The following is a 13898-nucleotide window of genomic DNA, read 5'->3' on the forward strand; positions in this document are numbered from 1 at the left end:
CTCAATCAGTGGTCCCGATTAACGGGACGCAACCTTCACGTCGGTGGCTGCTGTGGCAGCAACCTTCTTCTCATCAGCAATCAGTTTTGCGAGAAGTGTGTTTGCTTCGTCGACGTCGGACTTCGCAGCTTCGGCCCAGGCCTGATACTGCTCTTTGGTCACGACTTGCACGGCGATTGGCATGAACGCATGGTCTTTACCGCAAAGCTCTGAACACTGGCCGTAGAACATGCCGGTGTTATCAGCACGGAACCAGGTTTCGTTGAGGCGGTATGGAACAGCGTCGATCTTGATGCCGAATGCAGGAACAGCAAATGAGTGGATCACGTCTGCTGCCGTTACCTGAACACGCACTGTGGTGTCGACTGGAACAACAATGTTGTAGTCCGTCGCAAGAAGGCGAGGAAGCTCAGCGTTTGTCAGGCCTTTTTCAGCCATGATGTCTGCACGCTCATCGTCCTGAATCATCAAGGCGTCGAATGAGACATCTTCCATGCCTTCATCCGCGTACTCATAACCCCAATACCACTGGTAACCAGTTGCCTTGATGGTCATTTCGTATTCAGGAATATCAAGCTGTTTGAAGAGCAAACGGAAAGACGGAACTGAGATCATCACCAGAATGAGGATTGGAACAACCGTCCAAACAACCTCGATCATAGTGTTATGTGAAGTGCGAGATGGCGTTGGGTTCGCCTTCTTGCGGAACCTGATGATCACAACGAGCAGCAGTAGTGCTACGAAAACCGTCACGCCGGCCATGATGATCAGGGTAAAATCGTTAAACCAGCGAATGTCTTCCATCACTGTCGTCGCCGCAGGCTGCATGCCCATCTGCCACGGCGTTGGCTGTGCTGCATTGGCTGCACCGGCCATAAAACCCGTCAATCCGATTGCCATAGTTGCGGCAATGGTCGCCAGGTGATGCTTCAAGAGCTTCATCACGTCTTGCGCTCCCTGTCCCTCTTAATGCCGCCGAAACGGCAATCCTCTTCTTGTCCACACATGTGGGGTGCCCACTTTGGCCCGTCCGACCAGTCCTCACACCTGCGTGAATGTCTGCGACATAATAACCCAATAAGGGTTTCTACGCGATTCCCCTAAGGTTATAGCGACTATAAGTCGCAGTATCATTTGACTTGAATCAATGAGTTGGACAAAAAACATAAGAAATCCGCAGATGCAATTGGATTTTGAATGATCTCCGCTGTTTTCACCTAGTTACTTTTCCCTATATAGATAATCGATCATTTCTATCCATGCGTCCAAATTCACTCACTAAATCGTCACTTTATCGGCAAAAAGGACCGTTACCTCGGCGTGAACAATGTGAGTCGGATCCCTCCTTCCTCGTCAGTTAAGTGGACAGCCAATAATGCCAGTTTGCGCTTTGACGTCAGGAGCGGTATTCCAATATTTTAGGGAAACACCCCACGCTGGCTGGCTGGGGAGACAGACACTGCACAGCCGGTGAACTGGAGGAAGGTTTTTTGAAGCAGTTTTTACGCACGCTGACTTTAACAGTTGCGATGACAGTGGCGGGCGCCGCAGGATTTTCCGGAGCAGGTCATGCCCAACAAGCGCTCGGCGAACTCAAAGGTGAGTTTGGTGATTGGCAGCAGCGTTGTGCCAAATCCCCGGGATCCAACGTTGAGCAGTGCGCTCTCATTCAAAGTGTGACAGATTCTGCACGTGATACTGTAGGCCTGACAGCGATTATTCTTAAGACGGCTGACCAACAAGCGACCGTTTTGCGCATTCTCGCTCCACTTGGCGTTTTGCTGCCGATGCAGCTTGGTCTGAACGTAGATGGTAAAGATGTGGGTCGGATGCCATTCATCCGCTGTTTGCCTGCGCCAAGCGGCTGTGTTTCTGAAGCGATGCTGGAGAAGGACCTGATCGACAAACTCACAACTGGTCAGACTGCAACCTTCATTATCTTTGAAACACCAGAAGAAGGTATCGGTATTCCGATTTCCCTGACTGGTCTGAAAGAAGCAATCGCGGCCCTGCCTTAAGCATGAGTGCTTCTCTTTGAATATGATCTAAAAGCCGGGATGATGAAAATCGCCTCGGCTTTTGTCTTTTCAGTCGCGGGAAACGGTACTGCATACCTATCTAATCACCCGCGATCGGGCCAAATGTCTGCCTCACAGAACTCGAGTGCGGCAAAGTCATCCTTACGGGCCTTCTGCTCCATCTCATTGCTGAGAAAGAACTCATCGAGCTGAGGTGGTGCGACTGAAGTTCCGCTCAACATGGCATGCACTTGCCCGCGATGGTGTGTCTGATGTTGGAAGAGATGCAGAAGAAGCCTGTCTGCTCGCTCACTCAAAGGCTTGTCATCTCTCAGCACATGTATTTTGGAGAGATCAGCGAGATCCATTGAACCTATGTGTGTAATTAGTTTCTGATCTGAGTTTCTTTGAGCTTCGAAAAGAGGTGGCAGTTGCTCAAAAGGGGACTCGGGATCAAATGCAGTAGTCCCGAGCGGCGTTCCTTCCAGAGCGCTGACATAGAACCAATCCACAGTGACGATATGATTCAGTGTCATAAGGATTGAAGGGAAAAAGCTTGTCCGCTGTGCAGTTAGCTCGTCGTCAGAGAGCTTCATGCAACTGGAAAGTAGTCTATAATTTGCCCAGGCATTGTTTTTAGCCTGCGCTTGAAAATACTGAAGCACTTCAATTTCCGTCATGTATAAGTTTGAGATCAGGCTCTGCCACTTCAAAGAGAGCTCTTGGTTTTCCTAAAAACAAACACGCATAGCAAAGGGTTTTTGCACCTTAAACTCTGTGCGCTGTTTTCTATGACAGCACATTCTGTTTGATTGCGGCAGCATCTGCCTTCTGATGCAAACAGATCGGACCTTTGCAGGTGATCCGTGCCCATAGCAATGCATGTCTATATTGCGTTTGTTGCCACAACATTGATTATCATGTCTGTGCCTGACGCCAGCAAAATGTTGATCCTTTCCAGATCCGCATCTGGAGGAACGTTTGCAGGTCTCTTTACACTCATCGGCGTCAAAGCAGCGGAAGCCATTCAGGTAGTGTTGGTCTCTTTTGGTCTTTCCTGGCTCATTGTCAGCTATCCTTATGTCTTTGAGGCCGTGACTGTTTTAGGGGCGGCTTATCTGATTTACCTCGGCCTTCGAAGATGGAGAGCTGCAAGCCGCAGGATTGCCGAACCCAGCAGTCAGGGCTCAGACTTTCTCACGGGTTTCATGATCAGCATTGCCAATCCGAAAACTCTCATTTTTCTAGCAGCTCTTTTCCCTCATTTCCTCAACCACGCGCATCCGGTAGATGCCCAGTTTGTCGTTCTCGGTACAACATTTCTATTAATTGCGACCTGTCTGGACCTGCCACTTGTACTTGGCGGCGGATTGGTTGAACGGTTGTTCCGATCTCCACGAGTAGAAGACGTATTGAAGCGCTTCAACAGTGGTGTCCTGCTCACTGCCGGAGTTTTCCTTATGGGATTATTGGTTTTTAGATGAAACACGGAGCATGCATAAAACTCTTCGTGAAATCCCAAGAGTTTGATTGGGGAACTCATGCATGTTTGGGACCATACTCTACAATAGCTCGCACTCAGCTGCTTGCGTTCACCATTACAGATTTGGGTATCAAATCCAGATGATGAATATCAGCCTTTACCTTGGATTTATTGCAGCAACATTCGTTTTGCTGGCGATCCCCGGCCCTAACGTGATGATGATATTGGCCAAGTCCACTCGTGAAGGTACTTCAACAGGTCTGATTGTTATGGCTGGCATGACAATCGCACAAGCTATTCAGATCCTTGCCGTTGTGCTTGGCCTTTCCTGGGTGGTGCACACCTACCCTGACGCCTTCGAGATTATACAGCTTGGGGGAGCAGCCTATCTGATCTTTCTGGGCATCTCCAGCTGGCTGCGAGCGGGGCGGCATGACAAGATAGAAAGCCGAGGCCGGAAGCATTTGAAAGTTGGTTTCTTTGTTGGTCTTTCAAACCCAAAATCACTGCTGTTCATGACTGCTTTTTTTCCGCAGTTCATTGATAAGGCATATCCGCCAGACCCACAGCTGGCGGTGATGGGTGTGACTTATCTTGTCATGGCGGTGCTCATTGACGGGCTAATTGCCGTGCTTGGCGGGTATTCCCGCAACTGGTTGTCAGCACCCACTGCGAAATTCAAGCTCGATCGGGTTTCAGGAGCTGTTCTGGTTTGTGCCGGATTGGTACTCGCCTTCTTGCATTGACCCTCAAATACTTGGGAGCGATGGCCTTCCCTCCTCCTTTATTGAATAGTAAGCCTTGAAAGTGCACGGATTGTTCGCCACAACAGAGCAAATCCATTATTTCGGAGTTTTACCCATGAGCGATAAACCGATTGATCTTCTCCAGACTTCTGGACTGGACGAGGAGACAGCGCGCCAGATTACTGCTGCAGCGCTGAAAGGCGCCGACGATGGGGAACTTTATCTGGAGTACAGCCAGAACGAGGGACTTGTGTTCGACAACGGACGCCTGAAGTCCTCCACCTTCAGCACTGGTCAGGGATTTGGCCTGCGTGCTGTTGTGGGTGAAGCTTCTGGTTATGCCCATTCCGACGACATTTCTGAGGCTGCTTTGAAACGCGCAGCTGATGCAGTGGCTTCTGTAAAGAGCGGCCATTCCGGCACCTATGCAGCACCTCCAGCTCGCACCAATCAGAAGCTCTACACAGATGAAAACCCGATTGGCAGCCCGAGCTTTGCTGAAAAAGTGCAGCTGCTGCAGGAAATTGACGCCTATGCACGCGCAAAAGATCCGCGTGTGCAGCAGGTAACTGTGTCTCTTGCTGGCAGCTGGAAAACAGTCGACATCCTGCGTGCTGACGGTCACCGTATTCGCGATGTACGTCCTCTTGTGCGCCTCAACGTTTCCATTGTGGCTGGTGACGGCGGCAAGCAGGAGACCGGCTCTTTTGGCTCTGGTGGCCGCGAAGGGTTTGGTGAGTTTGTTGCTGAGACCAGCTGGCAGCATGCCGTTGAAGAAGCTCTGCGTCAGGCTCTGGTCAATCTGGAAGCGATCCCTGCTCCTGCAGGAACGTTTGACGTGGTGCTAGGTAATGGCTGGCCGGGCATTTTGCTGCATGAAGCCGTAGGGCATGGCCTTGAAGGTGACTTCAACCGCAAGAAAACATCTGCGTTTGCAGGCTTGATGGGACAGCAGGTTGCCGCAAAAGGTGTGACCATTGTTGATGACGGCACAATCTCCAAACGTCGCGGCTCTCTCTCTGTTGATGATGAAGGTACGCCGACTGGCCGTACCACACTCATCGAGGATGGTGTTCTTGTTGGATACATGCAGGACCGTCAGAACGCCCGTTTGATGGGAGTTGAGCCAACTGGTAATGGCCGCCGCGAGTCCTTCTCACACCAACCTTTGCCGCGCATGACCAATACGATCATGGAGGCTGGCAATGATGACCCGCAGGAGATCATCGAGAGCCTTGAAGACGGCATTTATGCTGTTTCCTTTGGCGGTGGTCAGGTGGATATCACTTCTGGCAAGTTCGTGTTCTCCTGCACGGAAGCCTATCGTGTTCAAAACGGCAAGATTGGCGCCCCAGTGAAAGGTGCAATGCTGATTGGTAATGGTCCAGATGCGCTCAAACGCGTGTCCATGATCGGCAACGACATGAAGCTGGATCCGGGTATCGGAACCTGCGGTAAGGCCGGCCAAGGCGTGCCGGTTGGTGTTGGACAACCGACCATGCGCATCAATGAAATGACGATTGGTGGCACGGCAACCTGATTGGTTCAGACAGATGCTATGAGTTTGAAAGGGGCAGAGATGCCCCTTTTTCTTTGTGGTGATGCTTCTAATCCCTCAGAGGGATTACGGGCACTTTCCCCGCACGGATGCGGTTGGTTCTCCAGTTCATCACGTGACGAATACCGTTCTCATAAAGCATCTTCATCACTGGCGAAAACGCCTGCATGTGCTCGGCGTAGAAATCGTCTGGGCTCGTATATGTACCAAAGTCATTGTTGATGCCTGTTTTCTGGATGTAGGTGTCCTGCCCTACCCAATTGACTTGTGGCGCGCTGAGGCAGTTGGTGCCAACGCCATAACCACATAGAGATTGTCTGCTTGGTACGAACTTCTGCTGCAAGGCGCAGAGAAACACATCATCCAGAATGAAGCCTTCCAGATTGATCCAGCGGTCCTCCAGATAGATCTCAACCCACGAGTGGAGAATGTTATCCGGGGCGATCTTATAGACCAACTCCGGCACCACACCACGCTGTAGCTCTTTATGGATAGTGAAGCCGTGCAGACGGCAGGGAATTCCAACGGCTCGCATCAGTGCCATGAGGAGAATGCCTTTGGTGTTGCACTGCCCTATTCCATCAGCCAGCACCTGACTTGCTGGAATATTGTCTGCTTTGTTGTAGCCAAACAGGATTTCATTGCGGACAAAGTCGTAGACTGCTCCAACGCGATCAAAGAGAGGTAGGTCCTTCCATTTGCGCTGATCGACAAGCTTCCAGATTGTTGGCGCTCTAAAGTTGAGTAGTGGGGTTTCCTTGAGCAGGATGTCTGAGTGCGTGTTGGGTTTGTCTAGCATTTTGCGCCTCCAATCGAGAATGAATCGACTGTAAATGCTCTAGTCACTGTAGGTTCAAGCACCAAATTGCATCTTGTTTCACTACAACCTGAGAGCTCAAACTGGCACTTCGTTAAGGGTCCTGAAGATTTACCTCAGCTTGTCTGCAATCCGTTCAAACCGAATTTACGCTGGGTCTGTAGCTTCTTGCAAAAATAATGATGAGCCGCACCCTTTCATGATCACACTCCACCAACTGGATTTTGTGACAGACATCATGCTGTTTCTAAGCATGGCGATTCTGGTGGTGCCGTTTGCCAAGTTGATCCGGGTCGGAACCATTGTCGGGTATCTGATTGCGGGCGTTATCTTAGGACCGTGGGGGATTGGGCAGTACCTTGGTAGCCCTTTTAGCGCTCCTGATGAACTGCGACCCATTGGTGAGCTTGGCGTGGTCATGCTGCTGTTTCTGATCGGGCTTGAGCTGAATCCTGGCCGTCTATGGTCTTTGCGTAAGGAGATTTTTGGCTCAGGATCTGCTCAGGTGGGTCTTTCAGCGCTTCTTATTGGACTTGTTATCTATTTTTCGGGGCTGACCTGGCAGAAATCTCTCATTATCGGTCTTTCGCTCGCCCTTTCCTCAACGGCTCTTTCTTTGCGCATTTTGCAAGATCGCGGTGACCGCACAACACCCATGGGGCAGACTTCCATCGCAATCCTGCTGTTTCAGGACATGATGATTGTTCCCATTCTGGCTTTGATGGCGATTGTTGCACCTGTTTCCATCGATACAGGGCAAAGACCGGGCTGGGAAACAGCGCTGATTATGGCTTCTACCGTGTTGCTGTTGGTTGCTGTTGGCCGTTATTTGCTTACGCCATTGTTTCGGCTTTTTGCCCGTATCGGTGCCAGAGAGATGATGACAGCTTCTGCGCTACTTACGGTGCTCGGCGCAGCGGCGCTGATGAAGGCAGTTGGGCTTTCCAGTGCGTTGGGCGCGTTTATTGCGGGTGTTATGCTGGCCGAAAGTTCTTTCCGGCATGAGCTTGAGGCTGATCTGGAGCCTTTTCGCGGATTGCTCCTCGGGTTTTTCTTCATCACGGTTGGCATGTCGATCGACCTCAACTTCGTCTATCAGAACTGGGTAATGGTGCTGGCCTGCAGTTTTGGTTTGATGGTCGTAAAATGCATAAGCATCTTTTCTGTCACCCGCCTGTCCGGTCACACATCAGAAAACAGTTTACAGATCGGCGGATTGTTGGCTCAGGCTGGGGAGTTTGGGTTTGTCATTTTCTCAGCGTCTGTCGCCGTTGATTTGCTGAACCCACATCAGAGCAGCCTGCTCTCTGCGATCATCTCTTTCACAATGGCATTTACACTCCTGAGTGTCCGGGTCTCGCAATGGTTTGGGGTAAAACTCAGACCGGAGCCCGTGAAGCCGGATATACCCAATACAGAAGGAGGCCGCACCAATGTGCTGGTGATTGGGTTTGGGCGCTTTGGGCAGCTTGCCTCTCAGATGTTGATTGCGCAGGGTTCAACCGTGACTGTTCTGGATACAGACGCACAGCACATTCGTGAAGCTTCTCGTTTTGGCTATCGGATTTATTATGGAGACGGGCGACGCCTGAATGTTCTACGGGCCGCAGGGGCGGAAAATGCCAGTGTGATTGCAGTTTGTACGGAACGGGCGGAGACAACCAGCCAGATTGTACGCATGACGAAAACACAGTTTCCGCTCGCCAAAATATTTGCCCGCGCGCATGACCGCCGTCACGCTATCCAGCTTGTAACAGCAGGAGCGGACTATCAGCTTCGGGAGACGTTGGAGTCAGCTTTGCAGTTCGGACGGGAAATACTGGAGGAGTTGGGAGAGGATGAAGACCGCACCTATGACATTCTTGCGGATGTGCGTCGCAGAGATGCTGAGCTTTTAGCGTTACAGCAGGTTGGTGGGCTTTATGCCGGTTACAAGCAATTCAAGTTGCCCGATGTGCCAGTTAAGCCCTTGATCAAACCGAAATCAGAATCAACTGCTTTGAATGAGCCTGCACGCCGCCTTGCTGAAGCTGAAAAGAAGGCAGAGAAGGAGCAATCAGAGAAATCTGAAAAAACTTCGCCAAACAAGCCATCTTCAGACTAGCTTTATACGGAAAACTACATTTTCTCTTAGATAGAATTAAGGTATTTCCCTCAGAATCGACATAAATCAGAAAAGTCTGTTTTAGTAATTTGAATTCCGCTTTTTAGGATGCCAATGGCAGAAGCTCACGTCCCTCCGTTCTTTATCGAAACCATTGTGGTTCTTTCCGCTGCAGTTATCGCTGTGCCCATCACCAAACGGCTTGGCCTTGGTGCTGTCGTTGGCTTCCTTGCAGCTGGGATGGCAATTGGCCCATATGGCATCGGCTTCTTCAACGAGCCGGAACGCATACTGGGCTTTGCTGAACTTGGGGTCGTTTTGCTGTTGTTTGTGATTGGGCTGGAATTGGAGCCCGCTCGATTATGGACCATGCGGCGAGACATTTTCGGGCTTGGGACGGCGCAAGTTGTTATCTCGGGCCTGATACTGACAGTGGGCGCTATGGTGTTTGGTCTGTCCTGGCAGGTTGCGCTGATTGCCGGACTTGGTCTTGCCTTGTCCTCCACGGCTTTCGCCCTGCAAATGCTGCAGGAGCGCGGACACCTGAGCACCAAGTATGGCCAACGCGCTTTCGGCATCTTGTTGCTGCAGGACATGGCTATTGTGCCTCTGCTTGCGATGGTCAGCATTTTGGCACCTGCTGAAGCGGATGTGGAGGAAGCTTCCATTGCGATGCAGGTAATCACCGTCATCGCGGCAGTTGGCTTTGTGATCTTTGCAGGTCGCTTCCTGCTTTCTCCCCTTTTCCAGCTTTTGACGGCCTCTGGCGCTCGCGAGTTGATGATTGCCGCAGCACTGCTGGTTGCGCTTGGCAGTGCCGGGCTTATGAGCCTTGTTGGCCTTTCCATGGCCTTGGGCGCCTTTCTTTCTGGCGTGATGCTAGCGGAATCCAGTTACCGGCATACGCTGGAAGCGGATATTGAGCCGTTCCGCACTATGCTCATGGGCCTGTTCTTCATGACTGTGGGGATGGCGCTCGAACTTGATCTGATTGTCGCAAACTGGCAGCGTGTGGTTTCTGCGGTTGTCTTGCTCATGCTCACCAAGGGCGTTCTGCTCTGGGGCCTGTCGCGTTTGTTTGGCTCTTCTAACTCTGATGCTCTGCGCGTAGCGGTCACTCTGCCACAAGGCGGGGAGTTTGCCTTTGTGCTGTTTTCAACGGCCACTGCGGCGGCAATCCTGCCAGAGGAGACTGCGAATATCCTCAGCGCTATTGTTATTTTGACCATGCTGCTCACTCCACTTGGGGCTGTGGGCCTGGACTTTGTTGCTGAGCGGATGAAGAAGCGTGGTGACACCACCAACAAGATTGAAACCTTTGAGGATGCTTGTCCGAGCGTGCTAATCGTCGGATTTGGACGCTTTGGTATGATGGTCGCACAGATGCTGACCTCTGAGGGTATTTCCGTCACGGCTCTCGACAACAAGCCGGACCGGATCAACTATGCCCGCCAATATGGCTACAAGGTTTATTACGGGGATGCGACGCGACCCGACGTGCTCAAGGCTGCTGGTGGTGATAGCGCGACCCTGATCGCACTCTGCATTGAGGATGATCGCGTCATGAAACAGGCAATCCTGCAAATCAGATCCGCGTTTCCAAATGCTGCGCTTTATTGCCGGGCCACAGACCGCGCTCATGCGCTTGACCTCACCCGTTTGGGCGTTGACTATCAGATCCGCGAGACTTTTGAGTCCAGTTTGACCTTTGGACGCAAAGCGCTTGAGTTCCTTGGTTTGCCAGCAGACCGTATTGACGAAGTTGAAGATGATGTTCGCAAACGGGACGATGAACGTCTGACACTTCAGCTTGCCGGTGGTGATCTTGCAGGCTCTGACAAGTTGCACCAGCGTACGCCACGCGACGACGGCAAATCAGAAAAACCTGACTGATTAAATCAAGTTATCAGAGTGCGGCTCTTGACGCTGGTTGATTTGAAGCACATTTATTGCGGGGGCGTGGCGCGCTCTCATTTCAACATTACGTGATCTGCGGCACTGCTTTTTCGCAGAGACCACATTAATCCCTATGGTTCGATATGGCTGGTGAATACTCAATCGGTGATCTTGCGAAGAAGGCTGGTGTTAAAGTCCAGACTATTCGTTTTTACGAGCAAAAAAAGCTGCTTCCAGAGCCCCCACGCACTGAAGGTGGCCAGCGCCGTTACAGCGAAGATCATCTGAACCGACTGTCTTTCATTCGCCATGGTCGCGATCTCGGTTTCTCTCTGGAGATGATCGAGAGCCTTATGCTGCTCAAAGAACATCCTGAAGACGATTGCGAAGGCGCAGACGAGATTGCACGGGCTCACCTGACTGAGGTGGAAGACAAAATTATTCGTCTCCAAAGCCTACAAACCGAGCTGAAGAAAATGCTGAAACACTGTTCCAGCGGAAAGATACATGATTGCAGGGTCATTGAGGCCCTCTCTTGCGATTGCTATCAGCATCGCCAAAAGTGAGTTTTTATGTCCAGACCAACTTCATCCGGCACACGGGATGCAAAGTTCACCTATGGCTCGACCATGCGCCATGTTCTGGTGATGACATCCACCGGCTCAGTCGGATTGATTGCTATTTTCCTCGTTGATTTTGCGAACCTTTTTTACATTGCACAGTTGGGTATTGAAGAACTTGCGGCGGCAATTGGCTATGCCGGAACCATCATGTTTTTCAACTCAGCTATTGGTATCGGGCTTTCCATTGCCGCCAGCGCATCCGTTGCACGCCGTATCGGGCAAGGTGATGTTAAAGGTGCGCACCGCCTTGTAAGCATGTCGCTTATAATATCGACATTGATATCACTCGCTGTGGTAGCTGGAAGTCTGGCGTTTCTGGATGATCTGGCGATGTTGCTTGGTGCTTCCGGGCGCACGCTCGATTTTACGCTGCTCTTCCTTTACATCGTCGTGCCCTCCATGCCCTTCCTTGTTGGCGCAATGGTGCTTTCTGCGCTGCTGAGATCAGTTGGCGATGCACGTGGTGCGATGTTTGTGACCTTATCAAGCGGTTTTGTGACAGCCATTTTAGATCCGATCCTCATTTTCGGATTTGATATGGGTATCACTGGCGCAGCAATCGCTTCTGTTGTCTCTCGCCTGGTGATGGTTGGCGTTGGTCTTTATATCCTGATCATCAAGCACAACATGCTCGGCAAGCCTGAGATTTCAAAGACTGTCAGCGATACGGTAGATTTGTTCAAAGTGGCGACACCTGCGATGTTGACCAACATCGCAACACCAGCAGGCAATGCCTGGATCATTGCAGAAATGGCTCAGTTTGGTGATGGAGCGGTGGCGGGTTTCGCGATTGTTGGCCGGATTATTCCTGTCGCTTTCGGCGCGCTGTTCGCACTTTCCGGTGCCGTTGGTCCTATTATTGGTCAGAATTTTGGAGCCCTGGAGTTTGACCGACTTAGCAAGGTTGTGAAGGATTCTCTTTTACTGATCGTGGTTTACACACTGTCAGCCTGGGGTTTGCTGTTTGTGCTGCAGGAGCCACTGGTGCAGTTCTTCAATGCTGAAGGTGACAGCGCCTCGCTGGTCTTCTTCTTCTGTACATTTGCGGCAGCTGGTTTCTTGTTCAATGCGGCTTTGTTTGTCACCAATGCTGTGTTCAACAATCTGGGTTTCCCAATTTATTCCATGCTGTTTAACTGGGGCAGAGCAACTCTTGGGACTATCCCGTTCACCATTGCTGGCGCCTACTTCTACCAGGCAAATGGCGTTCTGGCAGGGCAAGCTATTGGCGGTGTTGTCTTCGCCTTTCTTGCCCAATATGTTTGCTGGCGAACGATTGAGAAAATCCGCAAGGAGAAACTGGCAGCTGCTTAATTGCTGCCAGATTGATTTGCATAAGATGCTTATTCTTCCCGCTGGCCTTTTTAAGGTTTGAGCGGTAAGAAAGGAAAAACACAACAACTCTGGATGCTGAAATAATGAACCGTTTTGAACAGCCACGCGTTCCAACAGAAGCACGTATCCAATACTTGGATGGTGATTATCAGGTGAAAGCACCAGGTAACTTTGTAAAGTGTGCGATCACTGGCAAAACGATCATGCTTGAAGAGCTCAAGTACTGGAGTGTCTCCCGCCAGGAAGCTTACATTGATGCGGATGCTGCCCTTAAAGCCTATGAGAGCAACGGCCTACAAGCTTAAGGCCTTCCAACGTCCAATACAGGTTCCAGACGTTCAATGAGGGCGTCTGGATCAGCAATCTTCATCTCCACTTCCAGCACACTTGCCACGTTTGCAAGCCGCGCGATCGACTGCTCTTCACGGCCATCCAAACGCACGTAATCCTTTGTGGTCGTGATTGGCAGTAAGTCCTGCGCTTCAGCTTCACGCAGTATGAGGCGTGCGTCCTCTTTCGTGAAGTAGTGATGATCTGGGAAGGACATGGTCTCAATGACCTCAGCTCCAGCCTCCCGCAGGCTGGCATAGAGCTTTTCAGGTCGACCAATTCCAGCAAATGCAAGTACGCGCTCCCCATCCAAGGCATCTGCAGATACAGGACGGATTGCAGCGTGCATCAAATTGATCCCAGCTTGCTGTGCCGCCATCTGCTGATCAATACTCGCATCGCCCTCACCCACAACCATCAGCAGACCGACCCGTTGCAGCTGTTTCGTGAACGGCATTCTCAGTGGGCCAGCTGGAATACATCTGGCATTGCCGATCCCAGTCTTTGCATCCAGAAGAACGATGGAGAAGTCCTTATGTAAAGACGGGTTCTGGAACCCATCATCCATAATGATGACAGAGATATCTTGTTCTTCCAGAAGCTTGGCACCTGCTGTGCGATCAGCGGAGATCACCGTTGGACCGCGGCGCGCCAGCAACAGCGCTTCATCACCGACTTCTGCTGCAGCATATTTTGACGGCTCAACAAGCAGCGGTCCTTTAATCGAACCACCGTAGCCACGCAGAAGAAAGCCGGGTTTGTGGCCAGCCTCTTTCAACAGAGCGTTCAATGCCAACGCGAATGGTGTTTTACCGGTACCGCCTGCTGTGAAGTTGCCAATGCAGATGACAGGCTGGCGGGCTTTGTATCTGGGATTGTACTTGAAACGACGTGTCGCCATGTAGCCGTAAAGAGCACCTAACGGGCTCAAGAGTTTGGCTTGCCAGGTTCCGTTTCGTGTCCACCAGAAGTCAGGAGCGTTCATCTT

Annotated in this window: 13 protein-coding genes; 9 read left to right on the forward strand and 4 right to left on the reverse strand. The window is 51.2% G+C overall.

The features are described 5' to 3' along the window. Positions 1–18: 18 nt before the first annotated feature. Positions 19–900 carry a cytochrome c oxidase subunit II gene (coxB, locus tag BM231_RS05570; protein ID WP_373456180.1) on the reverse strand — a complete coding sequence of 294 codons (882 nt, stop codon included), beginning with the start codon at positions 898–900 and terminating at the stop codon, positions 19–21. A gap of 590 nt (positions 901–1490) precedes the next feature. Here coxB and BM231_RS05575 point away from each other — a divergent pair. Continuing rightward, a complete protein-coding gene (locus tag BM231_RS05575; protein ID WP_082826817.1) occupies positions 1491–2018 on the forward strand; it encodes an invasion associated locus B family protein in 528 nt (175 codons plus the stop codon). A gap of 104 nt (positions 2019–2122) precedes the next feature. Here BM231_RS05575 and BM231_RS05580 read toward each other — a convergent pair whose 3' ends face one another. Next, positions 2123–2698 carry a DinB family protein gene (locus BM231_RS05580; protein WP_093517445.1) on the reverse strand — a complete coding sequence of 192 codons (576 nt, stop codon included), beginning with the start codon at positions 2696–2698 and terminating at the stop codon, positions 2123–2125. 186 nt (positions 2699–2884) lie between these two features. Between BM231_RS05580 and BM231_RS05585 the strand changes: the two genes are divergently transcribed. The 3 genes from BM231_RS05585 to tldD all read left to right on the forward strand — a co-directional run bounded on the left by BM231_RS05585 (position 2885) and on the right by tldD (position 5787). Then, positions 2885–3502 carry a LysE family translocator gene (locus tag BM231_RS05585; protein ID WP_208860109.1) on the forward strand — a complete coding sequence of 206 codons (618 nt, stop codon included), beginning with the start codon at positions 2885–2887 and terminating at the stop codon, positions 3500–3502. Positions 3503–3641: 139 nt separating this feature from the next. Next, positions 3642–4247: a LysE family translocator gene (locus BM231_RS05590; protein WP_208860110.1), complete on the forward strand. Its 606-nt coding sequence runs from the start codon at positions 3642–3644 to the stop codon at positions 4245–4247. 115 nt (positions 4248–4362) lie between these two features. Beyond that, the gene (gene tldD, locus BM231_RS05595) at positions 4363–5787 is read left to right on the forward strand and encodes a metalloprotease TldD (protein ID WP_093517456.1); all 1425 of its coding nucleotides are present in this window, start codon (positions 4363–4365) and stop codon (positions 5785–5787) included. A 67-nt stretch (positions 5788–5854) separates the two neighbouring features. Here the strand turns inward: tldD and BM231_RS05600 are convergent, their stop codons facing one another. Continuing rightward, complete coding sequence (locus BM231_RS05600) at positions 5855–6604, reverse strand: transglutaminase-like domain-containing protein (RefSeq protein ID WP_093517458.1); 750 nt, start codon at positions 6602–6604, stop codon at positions 5855–5857. Positions 6605–6821: 217 nt separating this feature from the next. Between BM231_RS05600 and BM231_RS05605 the strand changes: the two genes are divergently transcribed. The 5 genes from BM231_RS05605 (at position 6822) to BM231_RS05625 (ending at position 12885) form a co-directional block, all read left to right on the forward strand. Next, a complete protein-coding gene (locus BM231_RS05605; RefSeq protein ID WP_093517871.1) occupies positions 6822–8726 on the forward strand; it encodes a monovalent cation:proton antiporter-2 (CPA2) family protein in 1905 nt (634 codons plus the stop codon). 114 nt (positions 8727–8840) lie between these two features. Next, on the forward strand, positions 8841–10619 hold the full coding sequence (locus BM231_RS05610) for a monovalent cation:proton antiporter-2 (CPA2) family protein (RefSeq protein WP_167550271.1): 1779 nt from the start codon (positions 8841–8843) through the stop codon (positions 10617–10619). A gap of 146 nt (positions 10620–10765) precedes the next feature. Next, the gene (locus BM231_RS05615) at positions 10766–11188 is read left to right on the forward strand and encodes a MerR family transcriptional regulator (protein ID WP_063309882.1); all 423 of its coding nucleotides are present in this window, start codon (positions 10766–10768) and stop codon (positions 11186–11188) included. Positions 11189–11194: 6 nt separating this feature from the next. After that, positions 11195–12559 (forward strand): MATE family efflux transporter, encoded by a 1365-nt coding sequence (locus BM231_RS05620; RefSeq protein ID WP_063317840.1) that lies wholly within the window; start codon positions 11195–11197, stop codon positions 12557–12559. Positions 12560–12663: 104 nt separating this feature from the next. Beyond that, on the forward strand, positions 12664–12885 hold the full coding sequence (locus BM231_RS05625) for a DUF2093 domain-containing protein (RefSeq protein WP_093517470.1): 222 nt from the start codon (positions 12664–12666) through the stop codon (positions 12883–12885). Here BM231_RS05625 and lpxK read toward each other — a convergent pair. Next, on the reverse strand, positions 12882–13895 hold the full coding sequence (gene lpxK / locus BM231_RS05630) for a tetraacyldisaccharide 4'-kinase (RefSeq protein ID WP_093517478.1): 1014 nt from the start codon (positions 13893–13895) through the stop codon (positions 12882–12884). The genes BM231_RS05625 and lpxK overlap by 4 nt on opposite strands. Positions 13896–13898 lie beyond the last annotated feature (3 nt).

The organism is Pseudovibrio ascidiaceicola (genome assembly GCF_900114245.1).
Taxonomy (GTDB): domain Bacteria; phylum Pseudomonadota; class Alphaproteobacteria; order Rhizobiales; family Stappiaceae; genus Pseudovibrio; species Pseudovibrio ascidiaceicola.

Excerpts from the sequence above, each read along its gene's own strand:
- coxB (WP_373456180.1), bottom strand. The coding sequence starts at position 900 with ATGGCAATCGGATTGACGGGTTTTATGGCCGGTGCAGCCAATGCAGCA.
- BM231_RS05580 (WP_093517445.1), bottom strand. The coding sequence starts at position 2,698 with ATGACGGAAATTGAAGTGCTTCAGTATTTTCAAGCGCAGGCTAAAAAC.
- BM231_RS05590 (WP_208860110.1), top strand. The coding sequence starts at position 3,642 with ATGATGAATATCAGCCTTTACCTTGGATTTATTGCAGCAACATTCGTT.
- tldD (WP_093517456.1), top strand. The coding sequence starts at position 4,363 with ATGAGCGATAAACCGATTGATCTTCTCCAGACTTCTGGACTGGACGAG.
- BM231_RS05600 (WP_093517458.1), bottom strand. The coding sequence starts at position 6,604 with ATGCTAGACAAACCCAACACGCACTCAGACATCCTGCTCAAGGAAACC.
- BM231_RS05605 (WP_093517871.1), top strand. The coding sequence starts at position 6,822 with ATGATCACACTCCACCAACTGGATTTTGTGACAGACATCATGCTGTTT.
- BM231_RS05610 (WP_167550271.1), top strand. The coding sequence starts at position 8,841 with ATGGCAGAAGCTCACGTCCCTCCGTTCTTTATCGAAACCATTGTGGTT.
- BM231_RS05615 (WP_063309882.1), top strand. The coding sequence starts at position 10,766 with ATGGCTGGTGAATACTCAATCGGTGATCTTGCGAAGAAGGCTGGTGTT.
- BM231_RS05620 (WP_063317840.1), top strand. The coding sequence starts at position 11,195 with ATGTCCAGACCAACTTCATCCGGCACACGGGATGCAAAGTTCACCTAT.
- BM231_RS05625 (WP_093517470.1), top strand. The coding sequence starts at position 12,664 with ATGAACCGTTTTGAACAGCCACGCGTTCCAACAGAAGCACGTATCCAA.
- lpxK (WP_093517478.1), bottom strand. The coding sequence starts at position 13,895 with ATGAACGCTCCTGACTTCTGGTGGACACGAAACGGAACCTGGCAAGCC.